The organism is Psychrobacillus sp. FSL K6-1415, assembly GCF_038003185.1.
Taxonomy (GTDB): domain Bacteria; phylum Bacillota; class Bacilli; order Bacillales_A; family Planococcaceae; genus Psychrobacillus; species Psychrobacillus psychrodurans.
This window is the reverse complement of sequence record NZ_JBBOOQ010000001.1, coordinates 758,052-780,498: the sequence shown is the minus strand read 5'-3', so window position 1 is coordinate 780,498 and position 22,447 is coordinate 758,052. Positions and strand designations below refer to the sequence as shown.

The following is a 22,447-nucleotide window of genomic DNA, read 5'->3' as shown; positions in this document are numbered from 1 at the left end:
TCTGCTAGAGTGCTTTAGCGATGCGTTCTAATGTTTCTGTTTGTTGGAGCATTTGTGCATGTGTATATGTTGGTGATTCTTTGTTTTCGATAGCCTGGTGGAATGCTTTTATCTGCTCGATATAGGCATTTCCAGTTTCTTTGACGGTATGGGTTTCATTGTTTGAGTGGTAATGGATGATCCCATCGTAATTGTTTTGGTCAGCTCTGAAAGCAAATGGTAGTTGCATCGTTCCTGCTGTACCGATAATATCAATAGTTTGAGTCATCGGTCCGTAAAAGCTTGCATCAAACTGGGCAAGGATCCCGGATGGATAGCTAAGTTGGACAGCTATATGTGTATCGATTGCTTTTTTTGTTTTCCCCTGTAAAGCTTGGATGTTTTTTGGAGTTTCTTCTATTAAATAGTTCAGTACATTTACCGGATAACATCCAATGTCATTTAGTACCCCTCCCCCAAGATTTGGATCGAGGCGAATGTCATCGTCCCAATTTTCCATCGTGAAATGGAAACGGGCACGAATCGTGAGTATTTCCCCAATTGTTCCTTCTGTTATCAATTGCTTTGCTTTTCCTATTTGCGGATGAAAACGATACATGAAAGCTTCCATTAGGAGTACATGATGCTTTTGGGCTGCTTGTTGAAGTTCTATTAAATCTTTTGTAGTGAGCACAATCGGCTTTTCACACAGGACATGTTTGTTTGCTTGGATTGCAGCAAGTGCCCATTGTTTGTGATATGCATTCGGAAGTGCTATGTACACTGCATCCACATCAGATGATTCGAGAAGCGCTTCGTATGACTGGAATGTGTTTGGAATATGGAATTGCTGAGCTAGGGATTCTGCTTTGCCACTACTACTTGCTATTGCAGTAACTTCATTGTTTGGTGTTTGTATGATCGCTGGAATAACTTGCTGTTTAGCAATGTTCGCAGCGCCTATAATTCCCCATCGCAATGACTTCAATTTGTTAGCCTCCTTTCTTTTGTGTTGCAATTTGTTACTGATTCTATGTAAGCCACCAGTAACTTTTTGCAACAGGAATGCTGTGTTTTATTCGTAAATTGCGTTTTGCACTTCTTCTGATTCAATATTGTCTTTGTCGTACCAGATGAAGCCTGTGTCAATTGTTTTTTCAACTTCTTTTCCGTTCATCGCATCTACTGCAGCTTTTACTGTTTCGTAACCGATGCCGACTGGATTTTGTGTTACTGCCCCAGACATTAAGCCACTTGTAATTGCGTCAATTTGTTGTTTCCCCGAGTCAAAACCGACAACTACAAGTTCACCCGATTTGTTTAGTTCTTGTACAGCGTTTACAACACCGATTGCAGAGCCTTCATTGGAACCGAAAATTCCTTTTAAGTCGCTATGCGCTTGAATCATCGCTTTTGCAAGGTCGGTAGATTTAAGATGATCTCCACCACCGTATTGGATGTCGACGATTTCTATATTTGGATATTTGGATTCAATTTGTTCTTTAAAGCCATCACGACGTTGTACTCCTGTTACGGAGGTTTGGTCATGTACAACTAGTGCAATTTTTCCTTCTTCGCCGATGAATTCAGCCATTTTGTCTGCAGCCAGAGCCGCTGCTGCTTTGTTATCGGTAGAAGCAGTTGCAAGAGGAATATCACTTTCTACTCCTGAGTCAAATGCAATAATAGGTATTTCACTTTTTTGAGCTTCTTCTAGTAACGGTGTTGCAGCTTGCGAGTCAAGTGCCGCAAAGCCGAGTGCATCAGGTTTTTTGTCCAGTGCCGCGCGGAGCATTTCTATTTGTTTATCCACTTGTGATTCACTTTCTGGTCCTTCAAAAGTAATTTCTACATCAAATTCCTCCGCTGCTTCTTCTGCCCCTTGTTTTACTGCTTGCCAGAATTGATGCTGGAATCCTTTGGAGACAATCGCTACGTATGGTTTATCGCCACTTGGTTCTGATGTTGTGCTAGAATCAGCTTCCTCTGCATTACATGCACCTAAAATCGTAGAAACAGCTAACATACTTCCTAAAATCCATGACCTTTTCTTCATTTATTTCTCCCCATTCCCTTTTATATTTAACGTCACTTGGACGATAGACCCTTTGTTATTCTTTGCGTCTTCTGAGAATATCCATATATACTGCTAGAATAATAACCATGCCGACTACGACCGTTTGCCATTCTTGCGGGATAGACATGATGCGTAGACCGTTTGTTAGAACGCTCATAATCAGTGCACCGATTACTGTCCCAACGATTGTTCCTTTCCCTCCACTAAGGGATGTTCCACCGATAACAACCGCTGCAATCGCTTCCAATTCATAGCCTTGACCTAATGCTGGCTGGGCTGAATTTAAACGAGAAGCCATGATAACTCCAGCAATTCCTGTAAATGCTCCTGCCAATGAATAAATAGTCACTTTCCAGAAATCCACGTTCACACCTGAAAGTTTTGTCGCTTCTTCATTGCTTCCAATTGCGAAATTATAACGTCCTAAAATCGTTTTTGATAAAATGACCGCTCCAATAATTGCAGCGAGGAAAAATATTAGAACTGCATTTGGAATGTCCACTCCCGGAATTATTGAGCCAAGTGCAATCTTTGTGAATAAAGCATGGTCTGTGAAATAAATTGGTGCTGCCCCTGAAATAACTAGTGCCAGACCTTTTGCAATCATCATCATTGCAAGCGTGGCAATAAAAGGAGGAATCTTCATCTTGGTAATTGCAATACCACAAAGGTAGCCACAGATTGCCCCTGTTGCAATACCTGCAAAAACACCGACAATCAATGGTAAACCTGCATTGACAATGACTACTCCGGAAATGACCGAGGATAAAGTCATTACTGTTCCTACTGAAAGGTCAATTCCGCCTGTAATAATGACAAATGTAGCACCAAGTGCAAGAATTCCAATTACTGCAGTTGATAATAAAATACCGATCATGTTGCTCCATTGTAGAAAGCTATCTGATGCAATTGAGAAAAAAATAACTAAAACTATTAAACTTCCAAATGCTAGAGTTTGTTGAATAGCACCTGGCGGTATGACTTTTTTCTTTACTGGCTCTTTTTCAATAATTGTATCCACGTTCATTTACTTCACCCCTATTATTAGTGGAGCTGTGTTGCATACTCCATTATTTTTTCTTGTGTTGCTTCTTCCGAGGAAAGTACCCCTGTGATTTTTCCCTCTGACATGACGACGATCCGATGACTCATTCGTAAAACTTCAGGTAATTCAGATGAGATCATGATGATTGATTTCCCACTTGCTGCAAGCTCATCTAGTAGTTTATAAATCTCTCCTTTTGCACCAACGTCAATTCCACGTGTTGGTTCATCGAAGATTAGAATGTCGCAATCCCTTTGGAGCCATTTTGCAATAACGACTTTTTGCTGATTGCCTCCAGAGAGGAGTCTAATCTCTTGATCTACAGATGGAGTTTTAATCTTTAGACTCTCGACGTATTTTGTAGCTGTTTTTTTGATTTTGGAATCGCTTACAAAAACTGAGTTCGTTTGGTAGTCTTTTATAGTTGCTAGTGCAATGTTCGATTTGACGTCCATGCTGACGAGTAAGCCGTATTGTTTTCGGTCTTCTGATAAGTAGCCGATTCCTTGTTTCACGGCGTCCGCTGGTGATTTTATTTTGACTTCTTTGCCATGAAGGTTAATCGTTCCATTTGTTGATGGATCAGCACCGAATAGTACTCTAGCTACTTCTGTCCGTCCTGCACCCATTAGCCCAGCAAATCCAAGTATCTCTCCTTTTTTTAAATCGAACGAAACATCTTTTAACAGGTTTTTGGTGGAGATATTACTTACCTTTAGTACTGTTTCTTTTTCTCCAGAAGCAATGTTTGGCTTCGATTCTATGTATACATGTCGGCCAACCATCAGTTGAATGACTTTGCTCATTTCCGTTTCTGATGTCTTTAGGGTGTCCACGTATGTTCCGTCTCTCATAACCGTTATTCTGTCAGAGATTCGCTTAAGTTCGTCCATTCGATGAGAGATATAAATGATGCCGACGCCTTTTTCTCTGATGCTAGTAATAATGTCAAAGAGTGTATCGATTTCGGTTTCTGTCAGCGCTGTGGTTGGTTCGTCCATGATGAGTATTTTCGAGTTGAATGAAAGTGCCTTTGCAATTTCTACCATTTGTTGCTTTGCTACGGTTAAATGACGCACTTTAGTTTTGGGGTCTAAGTCTAAGTTGAGTTTGTTGAAAAGTTCTGCTGTTTGCTTATTCAGCTGTTTGTCGTTTACAAGTAAGTTCATCGTTCCCTTTGGTTCACGTCCGATGAAAATATTTTCTGCAACTGTGAGGTCTTTCATCAAGTTGAGTTCTTGATGAATGATGGAAATACCAAGTTCTTGTGCTTGTTTTGGAGAATGAACTGTAATATCTTTCCCTTGAAGATTGATTGTTCCTTCGTCTTTTGGATAGATACCTGTAAGGATTTTCATTAGCGTAGACTTTCCCGCACCATTTTCCCCAACGAGCGCTAGTACTTCCCCGTATTGGAGGTCGATTGTTACATCGGATAATGCTTTGACACCCGGGAACGATTTGCTAATATGTTCCATTCGTAAAAGAGGCTCCACTTTCATCCCGCCTTTTTGTTGTTTGATATTTGTTTATATTTGTTTTTCTTTGATTGTGTTGATTATAAAATAGATATTTAATAAAATCAAGTGGTTTTTTTATAATTCTGACTATTTAATTCGTAATTTGGTTATTACACGATGCGCAATGAGGACTCAACCCAATTGCGCATAGGAAATTTTTATGTTTTTTTCTTCGAAATACTTTAGATATGTTTTATTTGCTAGATCATCAATGATTATCGTATTAATAACCTCTTCTTTTTCGATGTGAGCAAATGCTTTTTTGTTGAGTTTTGTATGGTCCAGTAGGAGTATTTTTTGGTCTGCCATCTCGATCATTTTGCGTTTGACGATTGCTTGCTGCTCGTTGGAATCACTGATTCCCCAGTCTTTGTGTAGACCCTTGCAAGAGAAAAAGACTTTGTTTACGTGATAACGTTCCAATGTGCTAACAGTAAGTGGCCCTACTAAAGATAAGGAAGTTGGGGAAAGGTTACCACCAGCTACTATAACTTGAATATGTGTTTGGTTGGCTAGTTCAGCGGCTACTCTAAGCGAGTTTGTAAGCACGGTTATTTTCTTATTGGGAAGTAATTTAGCTAGGTAGAAAGCAGTAGAACTAGCATCGAGGAATATGATATCGTCCTCTTGTATTAGAGTAACAGCTTGTTTAGCGACCGCCATTTTTTCTTGTTGGTTCATCACTTCACGTTGGAAATAAGGAATATCCCCTTCTTCCTCCTGTGTAGAAATGGCTCCACCATGCGTACGAGCTAATTTATTCTCTGATTCTAGTTTCTCTAAATCACGGCGGATCGTCTCCTCCGTCACCTTTAGTAGTTTGCTCAGTTCAGATACACGGGCGGTTTTATTTTCATTGACAATGTTGATGATTTTTTTATGTCTTTCCGGAACTAACATACTTGGATTCCTTCTTTCTTTATGTGATTACGCCTTTTTTAAGAATAATATTGGCATAGAGCGCTTGCTCGCTAGTCGCGATGATTGCGTAAGCTTGTTTGGCTTGTTCATAAAAGCGGAAACGTTCGAGTTTCGCAGGTGTGACAGTTTGGTTATCTGTGTTTTGGAGGATTTTCTCGTATTTCTTCCAAATCGGTGGTGCGGAGGTTTCTGGTCCATGCATCATATAAAAAACCGATGAATCCGCATATGTGTCGAGTGGCATGAGCGTTAGAATTGCTTCAAGTATTTCAGGAATATGGAGTCCGTCCAGTCTTATTAAATTTAGCGCGTGTGATGCAGCCGGGAAATTACCATCTGCGATGACAATTTCATCTCCATGCCCCATTTCCATAAGAATTTTGAGGAGATTGGGCGAAATACAGTGCGGTATGTTTTTAAGCATGTGGTTTCTCCTTTGTTTGTTTTTGTTTTATTATATGATACCAAAGATTTTTAGGAAAGGAAGTGTTTTTTTGTTGGGGTTGATGAGGGTAGGACTAAGTGTACTGGGAAGGTGTTTTATTCAAAATAAAAACCACTAGATTACTCTAGTGGTTAAGGACTTTTGATAGGAAGTCTTGGGCACGCTGTGTGTCTGGGTTGGTGAAGAATTTAGCCGGTGCTGCCCGTTCAACTATTTTTCCTTCTGCCATGAAGACGATTTCGTCGCAGATTTCTTTGGCGAAGCCCATTTCGTGCGTTACGACAACCATGGTCATGCCGTCTTTTGCTAGTTTACGAATAGCATCAAGCACTTCGGTTACCATTTCAGGGTCGAGTGCTGATGTTGGTTCATCAAATAGCATGACTTGCGGGTCCATTGCTAATGCTCGCGCAATGGCTACACGTTGTTGCTGACCACCGGAAAGTCTGTTTGGATAGGCATCGAATTTGTCTGCTAAGCCAAGGGAAGCTAGTAGCTCTTTCCCTCTTTTTTCAGCTTCTTCTTTGCTCATTCCTTTTACTTTTATAGGTGCCATTGTAACGTTTTCTAATGCGGTTAAGAATGGGAATAGGTTAAAGCTTTGGAATACGAAGCCGATGTTTGTGCGGGCTACGTTGATATCTATTTTTTTGTCATGGATGGAGATGCCGTCCACTGTTATTTCCCCATTATCTACCGGCTCCAATGCGTTTATAGTTCGGATTAAGGTCGATTTCCCTGCTCCACTTGGGCCAATCAATGCGATAACATTCGATTTTGGTACTTCAAGCGAAACGTCGGTTAGGACGTGGTGGTCGCCGAAGCTTTTGTTAACATTTTTGATAGTGATCATTTGGGTACACCCTCCTTAACGTTATGCCTCGCCTTTTAGTAATCGTTTTTCGAAGTATCGAATGATTAACGATAGGCTGAATGTCATGATGAAATAGATTAGTGCGACGAATGTCCATACTTCAATGGATCGGAATGATGTTGCCACTAAGTTTTTTGCTGCTAGCGTTAATTCGGATGCTGCTATTACAGATATAAGTGATGAATCTTTTATTAGCATGATGAATTGTGATGCAAGCGGCGGCAATACTCGTCTAAATGCTTGCGGTAAAATAATGTGAATCATTGCTTTTGTATGGGACATACCTAATGAGCGAGCTGCCTCCATTTGTCCCTTTGGTACACCTTGAATACCAGATCGAACTATTTCCGCGATGAATGCTCCAGCAAACAGGGAAAGACCAGTAATTGAACCCCAGTAGGAGCCTAATGAGAAAAATTGTCCAAGTACGTAGAAAATCCAGATGAGTAGAACCAGTAGTGGTACCCCTCGCATTATTTCTATGTATGCGGATGAAATGATAAATATGATCTTGTTTTTAGAAATACGTCCGAGTCCAAATAGAATGCCTATTGGAATTGCTAGAAGGATGGAAATCGCAGAAATCTCAAGCGTTTTCAGCGCACCTTCGATGAACACGTCCATATTTCGACTTATGACACTCCAGTCATATTGATACATAGTTGTTCCTCCTCTAAGTTGGCTGAGTGTTTTGCAAGAATATGCACTGAGTAGATATTTGATCACTACTCAGCGCTAGTCCCTATTCCTCTACTACTTCATCTAACCATTCAGAAGATTCGAACCATTTTGCACGTGATGCAAGTTCTGATGGACTTCCAAGATAGCTGCTTAAGAATGAGTTAACCCATTGAATTGTTTCGAAATCATTTTTCTTAATTGCAATCCCTAAGTTTTCTGTAGAAATTAAACCTTCAAGTTGATTTACAGCATCGCCGTTACGTAATTTCCATACAGCAATTGCAGGCTCATCGTATACTACAGCTGCTGCTTGGCCTTGAGCCATTGCTGCTGCAGCTGCTGGGAAATCTTCAAAGTCCATGATTTCTGCGTTTTTAAATACATCTTTTGCAAGTAGAGCACCAGTAGTTCCGATACCAACAGCGATTTTAGTTCCTTTAACATCTAGTTCCTGCCATGTTTTTGTTTGTGTATCATCCCCTGGAACCATTACTGCTTGACCAGTTTGGAAATAAGGATCTGCAAAGCTAACCGCCAAAGCACGACTACCTGTTATTGTCATACCAGCGAAAATCATGTCAACTTCCCCTGTTTGTAATGCTGGAATCAATCCGTCAAATGTAAATTGCTTGTACTCCACTTTCACTCCAAGTGCTTCTCCAAGCGCATTTGCGAAATCTACGTCATACCCAACAAAGTCACCATCTGGATTTTTCATATCAAATGGAAAATATCCTGATGACATCCCGATAATTAGTTTTTTCTCTTTTAATACTTTTTGAATTGTGGAGTTTTCTGTTGAAACTCCACCACCTGAATCATTGCTACATCCAGCAATGATTAACATGGTAATCATTAGTACTGCCATTAACCATTTCTTCATAAACTTAACCCCCGTTTTTTTATTCAGTTCCCCTTATGAAACTATTGAATTATTAGTAGTATAAATTATTATTATTCACGTGTCTACATAAAAAATAATTAGTTATAATATTTTTATTATTGATTCTATTAGAATAAAAGTGCAAAATAGATTATGTATAGTTGTATTATATGCTTTTTATTATAAGATTAGTATTTTTTGATTTTAATATCATAATGTTTTATTATTCTGTATATTGTATCTTTATTCAAAAGGAGTGTTTAAATTGGTTTTTCCCAAAAGTGAGGTTGGTAAACGGATTAGGTATTTACGCAGATTTCAAGGATTGACTTCCGATGAATTGGCGAAAAAAGCTAGTGTGAGCCAGAGTATGATTTCTCAAATAGAGCGCGGACAAGTATCCCCCTCTCTGGAGACGTTATGGAAATTAAGCCATAGTTTGAAGGTTCCTGTGTTTTCGTTCTTTGAAGCAGAAGAAAATAATGCAGTAACTTTGACCCGAAAAGGTGAGGGTCATTTCATAAAACGTGTGCGACCAAATGTCGGATATGAGCTTTTGTCACCAAGTTCAGGCAAGCAGATGAGCTTTTTTAAGATGACTGTGTCGCCAGGTGAGAGCACTGATGATCCACTTATGTTCCATGGTGGCGAAGAGTGCGGTCTAATGCTGGTTGGTAGTTTGAGGATTGAAATTGAGGGCGAGGTTTACCTTATCGATGAAGGGGATAGTATTTACTTTGATAGCTCGCTGCCGCATCGTTTTATGAACGATGGGGATACCGATGCGATTGCTGTTTGGACGATGACGCATGATTTTTAGGTTTTTGGGAGGTCCTTCGTGTGAGCGGAGGGCTTTTTTGGTTGGGTGTGGTTTGATTTACTTGCGGAGTGAGTGGGGTTACTTGCGTTCGTGGTGGATTTACTTGCGGAGTTAGGGGTGGTACTTGCTCTCGATTGATGGTTACTTGCTTTGGTTGGTGGTTTACTTGCGGTCTGGGGTTATATGGAAATTTTACAGATGCAGTTGGCCTTTCGCATGGGCGAAAGCTTCCTTTTAGTTTTACTTGCGGAGCGGGAAGGGTTACTTGCTTTCGTGGTGGATTTCTTGCGGAGTCGGGGGTCGTACTTGCTCTCGATTGGTGGTTACTTGCTTTAGACAGAGGTTTACTTGCGGTCTGGGGTTATATGGAATTTCTTATGCAGTTCGGTATTTACTCTCCTCATAGAATATTAAATTTGTAAGATATTTACTTATATATGAATTTTATTACACATAAAAAGATCTTCTATTAGGTACAGAAGATCTTTATTTTATAAATTCCATTTTATATTTAGCATCTTTGTATTTACCAGTTTTGATTAGATTTGCATTTTTTAGGATTCTGTTCGCTTCGTACATATTATTTAGATTTAAAAATTGGCGACACTCTGTATTGGAGATGGAGTCCTTGTATATGAGAAAATATTCTTTTATGGTTTTTATATGTGCATTAGTGCTGATATTTCTGCATTTAGGACATATCCAGTGACGGGCAACTTTTTTCATTCCGACAAGGTTACAGATAGTACATCCTACTCCTTTGATGATGTCGTCAGGATTAATTGCAAAGTGTTGTGCTAAAGGGAATGGTTTGTAACTGGTGGTTTTGTTTAGAATAAATCTTTTGAGGCTGTCAAGCACTTCTAAGGAAAGTGGGGAATCATGCGTTTTCAATTCTCTTAAATAGGATCTGATTTCATTACGGAATAGTACGGTTGTTTCATTTGGAGGGGTTTTGATATAACTGCTAGTAAAAGGAAAAACAACTGCACCGTAGATAGGTAGCGAAAATCCTCCGGTCTTAAATATAACATTCAGCTGATAAATATACTCTTGGAGTTGAATCTCTGGACTGTCGAACGAGTTTCTTACTCCAGTTGATAATGTTCGGCTCAGCTGATATGGATGAGATTTAAATTCAATTTCTCCCTGGATGTTTTTAACTTCGAATATCACAGCATAATACTGTGTAATTATTAAGATATCCATTTGAAATAATGACTCTCCGAATAGTGAAATGTTGTGAAAGGCAAAGAATTTGTATGGAAGTTTAACTTTTTGAAGAAAACTCATAACTGCTTCTTCGCCTATGTCTCCTGCAATATTGCGATTTAGGTCTTCTCGGAGAGTGAGATATTTGGGATGGTTTTTCTTCAGTCGTTTGTTTAACGAGATAAGTGCTTCCATATATAGCGTTTGTGCATATGGTTTTACTATCATTTTATCACCTCGAGGATAGATTAGCATATTTAGTTTAAGTCTACTAGAGCTACTACAGAAATTGCATTTCAACGGGAATTTTGAGGGGAGAATCGAATTTTGTTTAAGAAATGAGATTAAGAACTGAATTGTTTCTCATATTACACAATAATATTAGTTGATTCTAGGAATATTATTGTATTATTTTGATGCTAAATTTGCAGTAGAGTTTATAGAATCGGTTTTCACACTAAAACGGGATTATTTTGGGTTTAATGCAGTTAGCTTTTCGCATGGTTTTTGCTTTTTACTTGCGGAGAGATGCGGGTTACTTGCTTTCGCGGTGGATTTACTTGCGGAGTTGGGTTGAGTACTTGCTCATGATCATAGGTTACTTGCTTTCAGTGGAAGTTTACTTGCGTACTGGGATTAATCGGATTCTTTTCAATGCAGTTAGCTTTTCGCATGGGCGAAAGGCTTCCTTTTTGGGTTTTACTTGCGGTGGGATGGGAGTTACTTGCTTTCGCGGTGGATTTACTTGCGGAGTTGGGTTGAGTACTTGCTCATGATCATAGGTTACTTGCTTTCAGTGGAAGTTTACTTGCGTACTGGGATTAATCGGATTCTTTTCAATGCAGTTAGCTTTTCGCATGGGCGAAAGGCTTCCTTTTTGGGTTTTACTTGCGGTGGGATGGGAGTTACTTGCTCTCATGGTTGATTTACTTGCGGAGTCCGGTTAAATACTTGCTCATGATCATAGGTTACTTGCTTTCAATAGAGGTTTACTTGCGGACTGGGACTATTTGGATTCTTTTCAATGCATTTGGCTTTTCGCATGGGCGAAAGGCTTCCTTTTTGGGTTTTACTTGCGGAGAGATGGGGGTTACTTGCTTTCGTGGTGGATTTACTTGCGAAGTCCGGTTGAGTACTTGCACATGATCATAGGTTACTTGCTCTCAGTGGAGGTTTACTTGCGTACTGGGACTATTTGGATTCTTTTCAATGCGATTGGCTTTTCGCATGGGCGAAAAGCTTTCTTTTTAAACTTGCGGACCGGGGTTATTTGGAATTTGTTGCTGTATACATTAAAGGACCTGCCGGGATAGCAGGTCCTTGGTTGTGAATAGCGGTTCGCTGAGCGCTTTAATTCAAGTGTTTATTAAGATAGGATGGTTTTTAAGATTTCGACGGCTTGGTCTATTTCTTCGGTTGTTACGGTTAGTGGTGGCAGGAGACGGATTACGTTTGGTCCTGCCGCTACTAGTAGTAGACCTGCTTCGTCGGCGGCTGTTATGTAGTTTGCAACTTCTTCTTCGCAGACGATTCCTAGTAATAGACCAGAGCCGACTAGTTGGTTGGTTGGTAATGCTTCGTTTAATTTCTCGATAAAATAAGCAGATTTTTTATTCACTTCTGCTATAAATTCTGGCACAAATACATTGTCTAGAACTGTTTGTGCGACGGCTACCGCTAGAGGATTTCCTCCGAAGGTCGTGCCGTGTGTGCCTGGACCCAATGTGTCGTGTAGTTCTGCTGTTCCGAGCATGGCTCCGATTGGGAAGCCGCCACCAAGTCCTTTGGCTAACGTCATGATGTCAGGTTTTAGGACTGTTTGCTCGTATGCATAGCGGGTACCAGTACGAGAGATGCCTGTTTGGACTTCGTCTACTATGAGCAAGATTCCATTGGCTGCGCATATGTCGGAGATGGCATGAGCGAATTCAGGTGTTATTTGGTTAACGCCGCCTTCCCCTTGTATTACTTCGAGCATGATCGCGCCGACTTCATCATCGATTACTGCTTCTAAGGCAGTTACGTCGTTGAAGGGTACAGTACGAAAGGTTTCAAGTAATGGACCGAAGCCGTTGCGTACCTTGTCTTGGCCAGTGGCGGACATGGCGCCGAATGTGCGTCCGTGGAATGATTTTTCAAATGTGATGATGGTATGTTTCCCAGTATGTTTGCGGGCTAGCTTGATAGCTGCTTCGTTCGCCTCTGCTCCGCTGTTACAAAAGAATGCGTGTGCGAAGTGTGTATCGTTTACAAGTGTTTCAGCTAGTTTTTCTTGTTCTGGATTTTCGAACAAGTTAGATATATGCCAGAGTTTTTCACTTTGCTGCTGAATCGCTTGAACTATCGCAGGATGAGTATGACCAAGACTGAGCACGGCTATACCACTTGTGAAATCGAGATAGTCTTTTCCAGTGTCGTCGGTAACGATGGTACCCTTTCCTTTCACAAGGTGAATAGGTCGGCGAGTATAGTTTTGGAATAAAGAGCTCATGCGTATACCTCCTGCTGCAAAATTGTTGTGCCGGACAGTTGATCGCCCACGATTTGGACGGATGGTATGCCTGCTGCAAGGCAGTCAAGTGCTGCTGTTACTTTTGGAATCATTCCTCCGTAAATATCACCAGAAATAATCCAGTCTGTAACTTTTTCAGAGGTAACAGTTTCTTGTATCTCATCATCTATTTTTATACCTGGAGTGTCGGTAACGAGTTGTAAGCTTTCCGCTTTTATTGCTAAAGCAATTTCGCTTGCTACAGTGTCGGCATTAATGTTAAGTGGTTCTCCATCTGTCGTGCAGCTAATACTTGAAATGACTGGAGTGATCCCGTTTTTCAGCAACGTTTCAATAAATGAGGTATTGACTTGCTGTACTTCTCCGACAAAACCGTACGTTGATTTGTCTAGTATCGTGCACTGTAATAATTGGTTATCGTATCCGCTAAGGCCTATTGCTTGGATACCGCTTTTATTCAGTTGATGAACTAGTGCTGGATTTACTTGACCAACTAGAGTAGATTGGACAATTCCAATTGCTTCAGCGGATGTCACACGTATTCCGTTAATGGATGTGGTCGATATTCCGTTATTAGCAAGAGCTTTATTGATAGCTGGGCCACCACCGTGGACAATTACGATTTCATGACCCGTTGCTTGAAGTTTTTTAAAATTGGCGAAGAAGTTTTCATTTAACCCATCGAGCATGCTACCGCCCAGCTTGATGACGATGCTTTTAGGAGCGGTAAGTTGCGTTGATTTGGACGTAGTCATATGTCAAATCGCACCCCCATGCAGTTCCTTGACCATTGCCTTGATGTATATCGACGAAAATCTTGACTTCTGGTTGCTTCAAATAAATGATTAAATCATCTTCTGAGAATGGAACAGGCTCTCCATTTTCCACTACTTTAGTTGTGCCAAGTAGGATTGTAATAGCGTTAGGGTCGATTGTTGCACCGCTATAGCCGACTGCAGCGATGATTCTTCCCCAGTTCGCATCATTTCCGAAGATGGCAGTTTTTACAAGCGGAGAACCTACTACGGTTTTTGCTATATTACGGGCTTCTATGTCTGTAATAGCACCTTTTACTTCCACTTCAATTAACTTCGTTGCGCCTTCCCCGTCTTTGGCGATCATTTTAGCTAGATCCTGTGACACAGTGTGTAAGGTTTGCACAAAGTTTTCCCAATCTGGATGGTCTGGAGTTAACGAATTGTTTTGTGCCATTCCATTTGCCATCACGATAACCATGTCATTCGTAGATGTGTCGCCATCTACGGTAATTGCATTGAAAGTCACGTCGGTGATAGCTTTTAGTGCGTCCTGAAGATGGTTGGATTCTATATTTGCATCGGTTGTAATAAAACCGAGCATAGTTGCCATATTTGGTTCGATCATGCCAGAGCCTTTTGCCGTTCCTGCGATAATAACCTCTTTACCATCAATGATTGTTTGATATGTTGTATTTTTTGTTACGGTATCTGTAGTCATGATTGCTAGAGAAAAGTCAATTGCACCTTCTAGTTCATTTACAGGCTCTAATGCTTGGATACCTGTTGTTACTGGTTCCATTTTCATGAGCTCCCCTATTACTCCAGTGGATGCAACGCCAATAAGTGATTGATCAATCCCTAGTTTTTCTGCTGTGAGTTTTTGCATCATGTATGCGTCCGCCATACCTTGTTTGCCTGTGCAGGCATTGGCATTTCCTGCATTGACGATGATTGCTTGCATTTTACCTGTTTCATATACAACATCTTTTGTGATAAGTAATGGTGCAGCTTTGATGGCATTTGTTGTGAAAACTCCAGCTACACTTGCAGGCACGTCGCTAACAAGTAGTGCAAGATCTTTTTTCTTATGCTTTAAACCGCAATGGATTCCTGTTGCTTGGAAACCCTTAGGTGAAGCGATGTTTTTGTAGGAGATGCTTTTCATCGTCATCGTTTTAGTAGTCATCGGTTTTTCCTCCTCTGTCTAAATGAATAGTGGGACTTGCTGAAGACCTGTCGTTTGGTTGAGATTAAATTGCACATTCATATTTTGAATTGCCTGGCCGGCTGCTCCTTTTACGAGGTTGTCAATGACCGAAACGATTGTTGCACGATTTGTACGCAGGTCGACTTTCACGTGAATATCGCAGAAATTTGAGCCGTATACTTGATTGGTACCGAATTTGTTCGATTGTTCAATGATCCGGACAAATGGATGGTTGGCATATGTCTCTTTTAATGCGTTTATCAGTTGTTTCTCACTAACGTTTGGCTTCAGAGATGCATAACTTGTCGCTAGAATTCCTCTAGTCATTGGGACAAGATGGGTCGTGAAAGTTATGGGTGATGTTATACCTGCAAACATACTGATTGCCTGTTCGATTTCCGGTATATGTTGGTGTTGATGTATTTTGTATATAGCAGTGTTTTCATTTGTTTCGCTAAAGTGCGTCATTTGAGACGGTTTGTTCCCCGCTCCTGACACACCACTTTTTGCATCTATAATGAGATTCTCCCCGTCGATTAAGTTTTCCTTTAATAGGGGCAATAATGAAAGCAGTACTGCTGTAGGATAGCATCCTGGATTTGCGATTAGACTTGCTTGATTAATTAAGGCTTCATTCCACTCTGTTAGACCATAAACACTTCTATCAATTGCGTCTAGAGGAGCCGGTGTTTTTTGGTACCACTGCTCATAGTCTATTGGATTTTTCAAACGGAAATCACCAGATAAATCGATAAGCTTTGGTCCTCTTCCTATTAAAGAAGGCAATATCTCGGAAGATACCCCTGAGGGAGTACTCGTAAAAATAACATCGTATTCTGTTAGTCTATTATGTTCGATTGGTAGAAGCGCTTGGTCGTAAATATTCATTAAATGTGTATATTTATTCGAAAATTGTATTCCTTCTTCTGAAGAAGTGAATAAATCAATATACTGGGCTTCCGGATGATTATGCAATAGCCTTATCAATTCCAGACCACCATAACCCGTTGCTCCTATAATTCCTATTTTCATACCTATCACCTCAACAGTAAGATAATGACTAGTATAATACTGCATAATTATAAAGTCAATTGTATTTTTTGTTATTTGCTGAATATTTATCTGATGAATAAAAGAAAACAACTCCCCTTTACTTTTGCAAAGGAGAGTTGTAATTAGTTATTTGAATTTTTATTGTTACCATTGCCATTGTTTTTATTAGAACTGTTTCCGTTATTTGATTTGTTATTTACTTTTTCTTCGTTCTTTTTCTTTTCTTGACCTGGAATATTGTTAGCATTATTTGTTGGTTTAGTTTCTTTTGTTGGTTGTGTTGTATTGTCTTTCGGTTTATCTTTAGCTTCCTTATTGTTTACTGGTTTTTCAGTTGGTGGAATCTTTTGCTCTTTATTTGTTGCTGGTGTATTTGGGTTTGGTGATTTTTCTTCTTTTTTAATTTGTCCGGGAGCTTTTGTTTTTTCTTCTTTAGGTTGAACGTTTTTTGGTTTTGGTTCAATAGGATTCTTTGATGAAGAAGGTTTTTCTTTTTTCACTTCCTGGACCGCTTTTTCAATTTGTTTTTTGAGCTTCGGTTTATCTTCTTTTTCATAAACGGTGGTGACGGCAAGTTCTTTCTTGTCAGTACTTACTCGTTCTACTGCTTTTGCTAACACCAAGTCGATTGATTGACCTTCCCATTCTTCTGTTGTACCTGTAGATGGGTGTAGGGACATGACATTACCTTCCTCGTCTACCCCAATTTCAATAGTCGAATCACCTTCCACATGTATGTAGGCATAGGCAGTAGTGTTCTTGGGAAACCATGATGCAACTAAAAATATGAGGAGGACTGCTGCTATTAAAGCTGGCGCTATGAAAATTGGTTTCATAGGTCTTTTAGTTCTGGCCGAAGCAATTAAATGAAACTCTGCTTCTTCACCTATTTGAACGTCTGCAATAAGTGGAACTCCACGAAGAAATTCACCATCTTCTGTAAGAAAAATGGTATAGGTCGACTTCTTTTCGCAAACAACGCCTCTATAGTTGCGCATCATATGATTTCTCCTTTCACGTAGTCTTTTATATAAACGAAGTCACTGTTTAATAGTAGTACGACAGCAATGATGTATTTTCGTTGCCGTTCAAGTGTCTTTCTCGATACTTCTACTAGTGCTTCTATTTCTTTCAAAGGTAGTTTTTTAGTTTTTATTAATAGTTCGTATAACTCTTCTGAGTCAGCAATAATCTGAGCAATTTGAAAGGCTGTTTTTCTGGCGTCCTTATGCTTAGGTGCTGCTTTTGTCAGTTCGTCAAATGACAAGTTGAAGCTGGTTAATAGTTTGCTATATTTTATTAGTTCTTCCCGTCTTGACTCCGTATATTGTTCTTCTGAATATGTAGTTACTGCATGCTGCTTTAATAAAAAATGTTCATCCTCCGAATTATTTTCACTGCCATCGAAGAGTAGTTCTTTTTTATGTCGGACTGTTTCTTTTCGAATAAAGTCTGTGATTCGTCTTTTTATAACTAAGTGTGCAAAGGTTTGGAAAGACGCATTTTCAGTTGGATTATATGCATTTATCGCTTCATGACATCCATTTAAGGCAATACTGAATTCCTCATCCTGCTCATCAATAGTTCTTTTACATATGAAACTAGCTGTTTTTTTCAAAAAAAGGGTATGGGCAAGAAGGAGGTCGTTTAAAACCTCCTTATCACCTGCCTGCGCCTTCGTTATAAGCTCTTGCATATTTTGTTTTGGTTTTGTTTTGAATAGACCCTGCACAATTGACAAGAGCATACATACCCTCCGTTCCCATGTTTCCCTTAGCCTACCATTATACTTTAGCTGAGTGGAGAATGAAAAGCGGTCCTATTTTTGTTTTTATATTTTCATAGATTATTAGACGAAATGAAAAGTATCTACACGATTTATTTCATCATTTAAAAATAGTGTTTTATTTGAAATGGATTTATTTTTGGTCTTAGTTCTTTTTGTTTTCGTGTTTTTCAGCTTTGTGTTCTTCCTTTAAAGCTTTCTTTTCTTCTTTATGCTCAGCTTGTAGTGCTTTACGTTCTTCTTTTTGTTCTTGTTGTAGTGCTTTTCTCTCTTCTTTTTCAGCTTGTTTAGTTTCTTTTTTTGGTTGTTCTACTACAGGTTTTTCTTCAACTGGCTCTTCTTTAACAGGTTCTTCTATAGGAGTTTCAACAACAGGTTCCTCTGTTTTCGGCTGTTCCGTCACAGGGGGCTGCACTATAGGATCTTCCTGTTTTGGTTCTTCTTCTTTGATAGGTTCTGTTGTTTCTGCTTGTTTTGCTTCAAATTTTGCAATGGCACGTTCTGCATTACGTTTAATTGCCGCTTTAGCAGTCTCATTTCCGGCATTTTCATAAGCTTTGGATAGTGCTGCTAAGTTTCCAGCTGTGTATCCTTCTGGAATTTCAATATCCAATCCTACTGAATCGCCAGTTGTAACAACAGGTGTGACAGTGTCTGGTGTAGATGTTTTCGGTGCTTCAACAGTTTCAGTTTCTTTTTGGTTAAGTACTTCATTCAAATCTACCGTATCAAACAGATTTTCGTTTGCCCACGCATAACTTGCTCCAGTTACCGTCATTGTTGCTACTAGTAGTGCTGCTCCAGTTTTCTTGAATTTCATCTGCATTGTCTCATCACCTCGTATTGAATTTGCCCTTTTTGTTCGGACACTTAATTATTCGAGGGGCTTGTCTTTTTTATGGGGGTCGGATGGATAAATTTTATTTTTAGTTGCGATTTGTTGGTGGTTTACTTGCGGTTGGTGGGTGGTTACTTGCTTTCGTGATGTGGGTACTTGCTCTTTAGCTTGATTTACTTGCGGAGCAGTGGCTTTTACTTGCGGAACGGGATATTTATCCAGATTATTGGTGGTGTACTTGTTAAGGGCATTTCTTCTGCTGGTATACTTGCGGTCGCTTGGTGGACACATGCTCTCATGATGTGGGTACTTGCTCTTTGGATTGGTTTACTTGCGGAGAAGTGGCTTTTACTTGCGGAACGGGATATTTATCCATTTCCTTATCATAAAAAAACGAACGCGAGTTTAGCGTCCGTTTTATGGTGTATTATATTTCATTTTTGTGGAGTACTTTCATGCCTTGAAGTAGTGTTTTGGCATCTGCATTTAAGTATTGATTTATTTCTTCATTCAGAAATAATTCCGGGTTGTTGTTTACTACTAGTTTGAGTCCTGTGAGGTCAAATTTAGTAGCGTATGTGTTTATGGAATAGATTACGGTCATTTCGTGACGGCTTAATGATTTTTCACCTGTATCTTTTTTCTGTTTGATGAGGTCAAACATTGCTCTAGTGTTGCCACGTAAAAGTTGTCTATTTTTTGTTAATATATCTATATTTTCTTCAATATACTTTCTAGCTGATACTAAATCTAAGCTATCTATGCATTTATTTAGTTGTTTTAATAGTTCTTGAAAGTCCATTTTCTTGCTCGCCCCTTTTGCAAAGTAGCCTTTATGTAAGTATAGGCTATAAGATTCCTTGTGTATATGGACACTTTGCACCTAGAAGGACACAAAATATAACCTTTCAACATGATTTCGTAATTCTAACTCGATACTATTGAATTACATTTAAGCTCTATTAATAGGGTCAAAGTATCATTTTTTCAACTTTGTTTTCGTTTTTTCCATAAATCTTCTACGGCTCCTGAACCTAGCATGACACCCGCTACGATTAAGACAAGTCCGAAGAAATGATTAAGGTGTAACACCTCTCCCAAAAATAACGCAGAAAGAATTAATGCAAACATAGGGTTTAAATTCATGAATATCGCTGCTTTTGTTGCACCAGCTTGTCCTACAGCATAATTGTATATAAGATGGCCAATTGCCGTACATACGATAGCAGAAGCAAAGAAAATCCACCAAAAGGACGGTGTGGTTTCTGCAAATAGTTTAATTGCACCGGGCTCTTGAATGAGACTAATGATAAGTAGGATTACTGCACCGATTAATAGCATATAAGCTGTGAGTAATCTTGGGTCCAGTGTTTTAGAAGCTTTACTTACCACCATAAAACTTAATACTTGAACAAATATCGCTAGGAATACATAGAAATCTCCTAGATTTGCTCCCATAGTTTCACTTCCAACTAGGATCGATACTGCAATGCCAGCTAGACCAAACACTAGTCCTAACCACTGCAATTTTGAAGGGAAATATTTCAAAATGATCGCTGCTGATATTGCTGTCAGCATAGGTCCAGTTCCTAATATTAATCCACCGTGGGTTGCACTTGTAATGGATAATCCCATATTTAAGAAATAGTGATGAGCTACTACATTGCTGAATGCTCCGAGTAAAATGTATTTCCATTCACTGGACGTTGGTTTACGCAGTAGTTTCATTTCCCATAAAATTGGCACTACTACTAAGCCCGCCGTTAGTATTCTAAATGCAGTCAGTGTTACGGGTGGGACTTCTTCCACCATAAACTTGAGTAATGGTACGTTAGCTCCCCAAGCGAACATGACAAATACGAGCATTACGTATATTTTCCAGTGTTTCATTTGAGGATCTCCTTATTAGTATATATATTTTTTTCTATTGATCAATAAACTGAATGACACATAGGCAATTAGCGATAGGACAACCGGTATTACCACCGTATGTATGTCAAATAGATTGCCGTATGCTTCGTTGTAAAAATGGAGTGCAATATAGGAAACGATTCCAGTAATCATCGATGCGATTGCTCCGTATTTATTGCCGTATGACCAATACAAGCCTAGCACAATTGGCCAAATAAAGGCTGCCTCAAGTCCACCAAAAGCAAATAAGTTTAAGAAGATTAATAGTTCTGGTGGGTTCAATGCTAATAAAAAGACAATAGTACCTAACAGTGTTGTTACTCCAAAACTTAAGTTTTTTACTCTTTTCTCGGTTGCATTTGGGTTTATATAGTTAATATATACGTCTTTTACAATAGAAGAACTCACTAGAATGAGAAGGGAATCTACCGTTGACATGATTGCAGCAAGTGGAGCAGCAAGTACTATCCCAGCAAGCCATGCAGGTAATACTTTCAGTGCAACAAGCGGAATCACTGTGTCTGCCACTTCAATCCCCGGCATTACCGGGCGAGCAAAAATTCCGATAAGATGCATATTCAGCATAATAAAACCAGTGACAAGTGTTCCAATTACTAGCGCGCGGTGCATCGACCGTGTATTTTTATAAGACATTGCACGGACTGCCATTTGTGGTAGTCCCACAACCCCGACTCCTACAAGTATCCAAAATGATGATACATAGGCGGCAGATAAATTGCCTTCATTACCGTATGGAGTAACCAAGTTTGGATTTTCGTTCAAAAGGTCTTGCATAATATTCGGTATTCCTCCGCCGGCGATAATGACTGCGATCAGTAGCACGAGCGTCCCAATGACCATAACTCCACCTTGGACAGCATCCGTCACCGCCACTGCTCGGAAACCACCGATGACTACGTAAACGAGTACTGACACAGCGAAAATAAATAATGCTGTTGTATACTTCATGCCAGTTAGTGACTCGATTAAACGACCGCCACCAACCCACTGAGCTGTCATTGCGGAAAACAAAAAGATAATGATACTAGCAGCTGCAAGTAATACAACCGCTTTACTATTGCTGTAGCGCACTTTCAGAAAATCGATTAGTGTAATGGCATTATATTTTCGAGCTAGAATAGCAAACTTTTTCCCAAGAATAAGCAGGACAAAATAACTCGTCACTACTTGTGTCATCGCAAGTAATACCCAGCCAAAGCCCATTGTGTATGCAGTTCCTGGTCCCCCTAGGAAACTCGAGGCACTACCATATGTTGCAACCATTGTCATGGCCAACACAAATCCTCCAAGCTCACGCCCACCTAAAAAGTACTCCTGTAAAAAGCCACCTGACGACGATTCTAATTTCTTACTTGACCAAAAGCCAATGAAAAAAATAATCGCAAGAAAGATAACCATTGGGATGATTACTTGTATATTCATCATTCATCCCCCTCATCTTCTAATGAAACATCCTTCAACACAAATTTCACAAGTACAATAACGGTAATTGCCACGAGGATAAAACCAACTATACAGCTATAAAAAAACCAATCTGGAAAACCAAGAATATACGAATACTCCTCTACCGGCTTTGAACCAAGCCCATAAGCAAAGCCAAACCACCATATAAAATGCACAATCGCGAGCGCAACACCAATCAGTGCCTCCCGATGTGCAATCTTAAATCTAGGATCCATCTCTACCACTCCTACCGTTCATATTGATTCACTCTAGTATAACTAAGATAAATTCAGTTGTTAATAGGGGGAGGTGAAAAGATGGAGGATGGAGAGGATTTAGTCTTTTGTGTAAACACCAATTTCATTGTTTACTTGCTCTCGATGATTGTTTACTTGCGTTCACCGTATGTTTACTTGCATTCGATATTAAATACTTGCGGATTGACTCTGATTACTTGCGCT

Annotated in this window: 22 protein-coding genes; 1 reads left to right on the top strand and 21 read right to left on the bottom strand. The window is 39.7% G+C overall.

The window, feature by feature from the left end; all coding sequences use genetic code 11:
• Nucleotides 1–4 precede the first annotated feature (4 nt).
• The 9 genes from MKY60_RS03820 to MKY60_RS03780 form a co-directional block, all read right to left on the bottom strand.
• On the bottom strand, nucleotides 5–967 hold the full coding sequence (locus tag MKY60_RS03820; RefSeq protein ID WP_340928631.1) for a Gfo/Idh/MocA family protein: 963 nt from the start codon (nucleotides 965–967) through the stop codon (nucleotides 5–7).
• Nucleotides 968–1,054: 87 nt separating this feature from the next.
• Nucleotides 1,055–2,035 carry an ABC transporter substrate-binding protein gene (locus MKY60_RS03815; RefSeq protein WP_090565521.1) on the bottom strand — a complete coding sequence of 327 codons (981 nt, stop codon included), beginning with the start codon at nucleotides 2,033–2,035 and terminating at the stop codon, nucleotides 1,055–1,057.
• Nucleotides 2,036–2,090: 55 nt separating this feature from the next.
• Entirely contained in the window at nucleotides 2,091–3,083 is a 993-nt protein-coding gene (locus tag MKY60_RS03810; RefSeq protein WP_090565523.1) for an ABC transporter permease, read from the bottom strand.
• Between the two features lie 17 nt (nucleotides 3,084–3,100).
• On the bottom strand, nucleotides 3,101–4,579 hold the full coding sequence (locus MKY60_RS03805) for a sugar ABC transporter ATP-binding protein (protein ID WP_445677998.1): 1,479 nt from the start codon (nucleotides 4,577–4,579) through the stop codon (nucleotides 3,101–3,103).
• Between the two features lie 174 nt (nucleotides 4,580–4,753).
• Entirely contained in the window at nucleotides 4,754–5,521 is a 768-nt protein-coding gene (locus MKY60_RS03800; protein ID WP_090565527.1) for a DeoR/GlpR family DNA-binding transcription regulator, read from the bottom strand.
• Nucleotides 5,522–5,540: 19 nt separating this feature from the next.
• On the bottom strand, nucleotides 5,541–5,966 hold the full coding sequence (locus MKY60_RS03795) for an RbsD/FucU family protein (RefSeq protein ID WP_340928627.1): 426 nt from the start codon (nucleotides 5,964–5,966) through the stop codon (nucleotides 5,541–5,543).
• Nucleotides 5,967–6,111: 145 nt separating this feature from the next.
• Entirely contained in the window at nucleotides 6,112–6,840 is a 729-nt protein-coding gene (locus MKY60_RS03790) for an amino acid ABC transporter ATP-binding protein (protein ID WP_340928625.1), read from the bottom strand.
• A 21-nt stretch (nucleotides 6,841–6,861) separates the two neighbouring features.
• A complete protein-coding gene (locus MKY60_RS03785; protein ID WP_340928624.1) occupies nucleotides 6,862–7,521 on the bottom strand; it encodes an amino acid ABC transporter permease in 660 nt (219 codons plus the stop codon).
• 82 nt (nucleotides 7,522–7,603) lie between these two features.
• Nucleotides 7,604–8,425: a transporter substrate-binding domain-containing protein gene (locus MKY60_RS03780; protein WP_340928622.1), complete on the bottom strand. Its 822-nt coding sequence runs from the start codon at nucleotides 8,423–8,425 to the stop codon at nucleotides 7,604–7,606.
• A gap of 256 nt (nucleotides 8,426–8,681) precedes the next feature.
• On the opposite strand from MKY60_RS03780, the gene MKY60_RS03775 reads away from it, so the two are divergent.
• Nucleotides 8,682–9,245 carry a helix-turn-helix domain-containing protein gene (locus tag MKY60_RS03775; RefSeq protein ID WP_340928620.1) on the top strand — a complete coding sequence of 188 codons (564 nt, stop codon included), beginning with the start codon at nucleotides 8,682–8,684 and terminating at the stop codon, nucleotides 9,243–9,245.
• A gap of 486 nt (nucleotides 9,246–9,731) precedes the next feature.
• Here MKY60_RS03775 and MKY60_RS03770 read toward each other — a convergent pair whose 3' ends face one another.
• The 12 genes from MKY60_RS03770 to MKY60_RS03715 all read right to left on the bottom strand — a co-directional run bounded on the left by MKY60_RS03770 (nucleotide 9,732) and on the right by MKY60_RS03715 (nucleotide 22,222).
• On the bottom strand, nucleotides 9,732–10,685 hold the full coding sequence (locus tag MKY60_RS03770) for a nuclease-related domain-containing protein (protein WP_340928617.1): 954 nt from the start codon (nucleotides 10,683–10,685) through the stop codon (nucleotides 9,732–9,734).
• A gap of 1,138 nt (nucleotides 10,686–11,823) precedes the next feature.
• Nucleotides 11,824–12,948: an acetylornithine transaminase gene (locus tag MKY60_RS03765; protein WP_340928615.1), complete on the bottom strand. Its 1,125-nt coding sequence runs from the start codon at nucleotides 12,946–12,948 to the stop codon at nucleotides 11,824–11,826.
• Nucleotides 12,945–13,724: an acetylglutamate kinase gene (gene argB / locus MKY60_RS03760; RefSeq protein WP_340928613.1), complete on the bottom strand. Its 780-nt coding sequence runs from the start codon at nucleotides 13,722–13,724 to the stop codon at nucleotides 12,945–12,947. The genes MKY60_RS03765 and argB overlap by 4 nt, the downstream gene beginning before the upstream one ends.
• Entirely contained in the window at nucleotides 13,687–14,913 is a 1,227-nt protein-coding gene (gene argJ / locus MKY60_RS03755; RefSeq protein ID WP_340928611.1) for a bifunctional ornithine acetyltransferase/N-acetylglutamate synthase, read from the bottom strand. The genes argB and argJ overlap by 38 nt, the downstream gene beginning before the upstream one ends.
• Before the next feature lie 18 nt (nucleotides 14,914–14,931).
• Nucleotides 14,932–15,966 (bottom strand): N-acetyl-gamma-glutamyl-phosphate reductase, encoded by a 1,035-nt coding sequence (argC, locus tag MKY60_RS03750; RefSeq protein WP_340928609.1) that lies wholly within the window; start codon nucleotides 15,964–15,966, stop codon nucleotides 14,932–14,934.
• A gap of 143 nt (nucleotides 15,967–16,109) precedes the next feature.
• The gene (locus MKY60_RS03745) at nucleotides 16,110–16,988 is read right to left on the bottom strand and encodes an anti-sigma factor domain-containing protein (RefSeq protein ID WP_340928608.1); all 879 of its coding nucleotides are present in this window, start codon (nucleotides 16,986–16,988) and stop codon (nucleotides 16,110–16,112) included.
• Nucleotides 16,985–17,734 (bottom strand): RNA polymerase sigma-I factor, encoded by a 750-nt coding sequence (sigI, locus tag MKY60_RS03740; protein ID WP_340928605.1) that lies wholly within the window; start codon nucleotides 17,732–17,734, stop codon nucleotides 16,985–16,987. The genes MKY60_RS03745 and sigI overlap by 4 nt, the downstream gene beginning before the upstream one ends.
• 184 nt (nucleotides 17,735–17,918) lie before the next feature.
• Nucleotides 17,919–18,593, bottom strand: coding sequence for a hypothetical protein (locus MKY60_RS03735; RefSeq protein ID WP_340879052.1), 675 nt, complete (start codon nucleotides 18,591–18,593; stop codon nucleotides 17,919–17,921).
• A 445-nt stretch (nucleotides 18,594–19,038) separates the two neighbouring features.
• Nucleotides 19,039–19,413: a hypothetical protein gene (locus tag MKY60_RS03730; RefSeq protein ID WP_340928603.1), complete on the bottom strand. Its 375-nt coding sequence runs from the start codon at nucleotides 19,411–19,413 to the stop codon at nucleotides 19,039–19,041.
• A 185-nt stretch (nucleotides 19,414–19,598) separates the two neighbouring features.
• Nucleotides 19,599–20,501: a DMT family transporter gene (locus MKY60_RS03725; protein ID WP_340928601.1), complete on the bottom strand. Its 903-nt coding sequence runs from the start codon at nucleotides 20,499–20,501 to the stop codon at nucleotides 19,599–19,601.
• Nucleotides 20,502–20,516: 15 nt separating this feature from the next.
• Nucleotides 20,517–21,965 (bottom strand): sodium/pantothenate symporter, encoded by a 1,449-nt coding sequence (gene panF, locus MKY60_RS03720; protein WP_241595183.1) that lies wholly within the window; start codon nucleotides 21,963–21,965, stop codon nucleotides 20,517–20,519.
• Entirely contained in the window at nucleotides 21,965–22,222 is a 258-nt protein-coding gene (locus MKY60_RS03715) for a YhdT family protein (RefSeq protein WP_340928599.1), read from the bottom strand. Before MKY60_RS03715 ends, panF begins: the two co-directional genes overlap by 1 nt.
• Nucleotides 22,223–22,447: the final 225 nt, after the last annotated feature.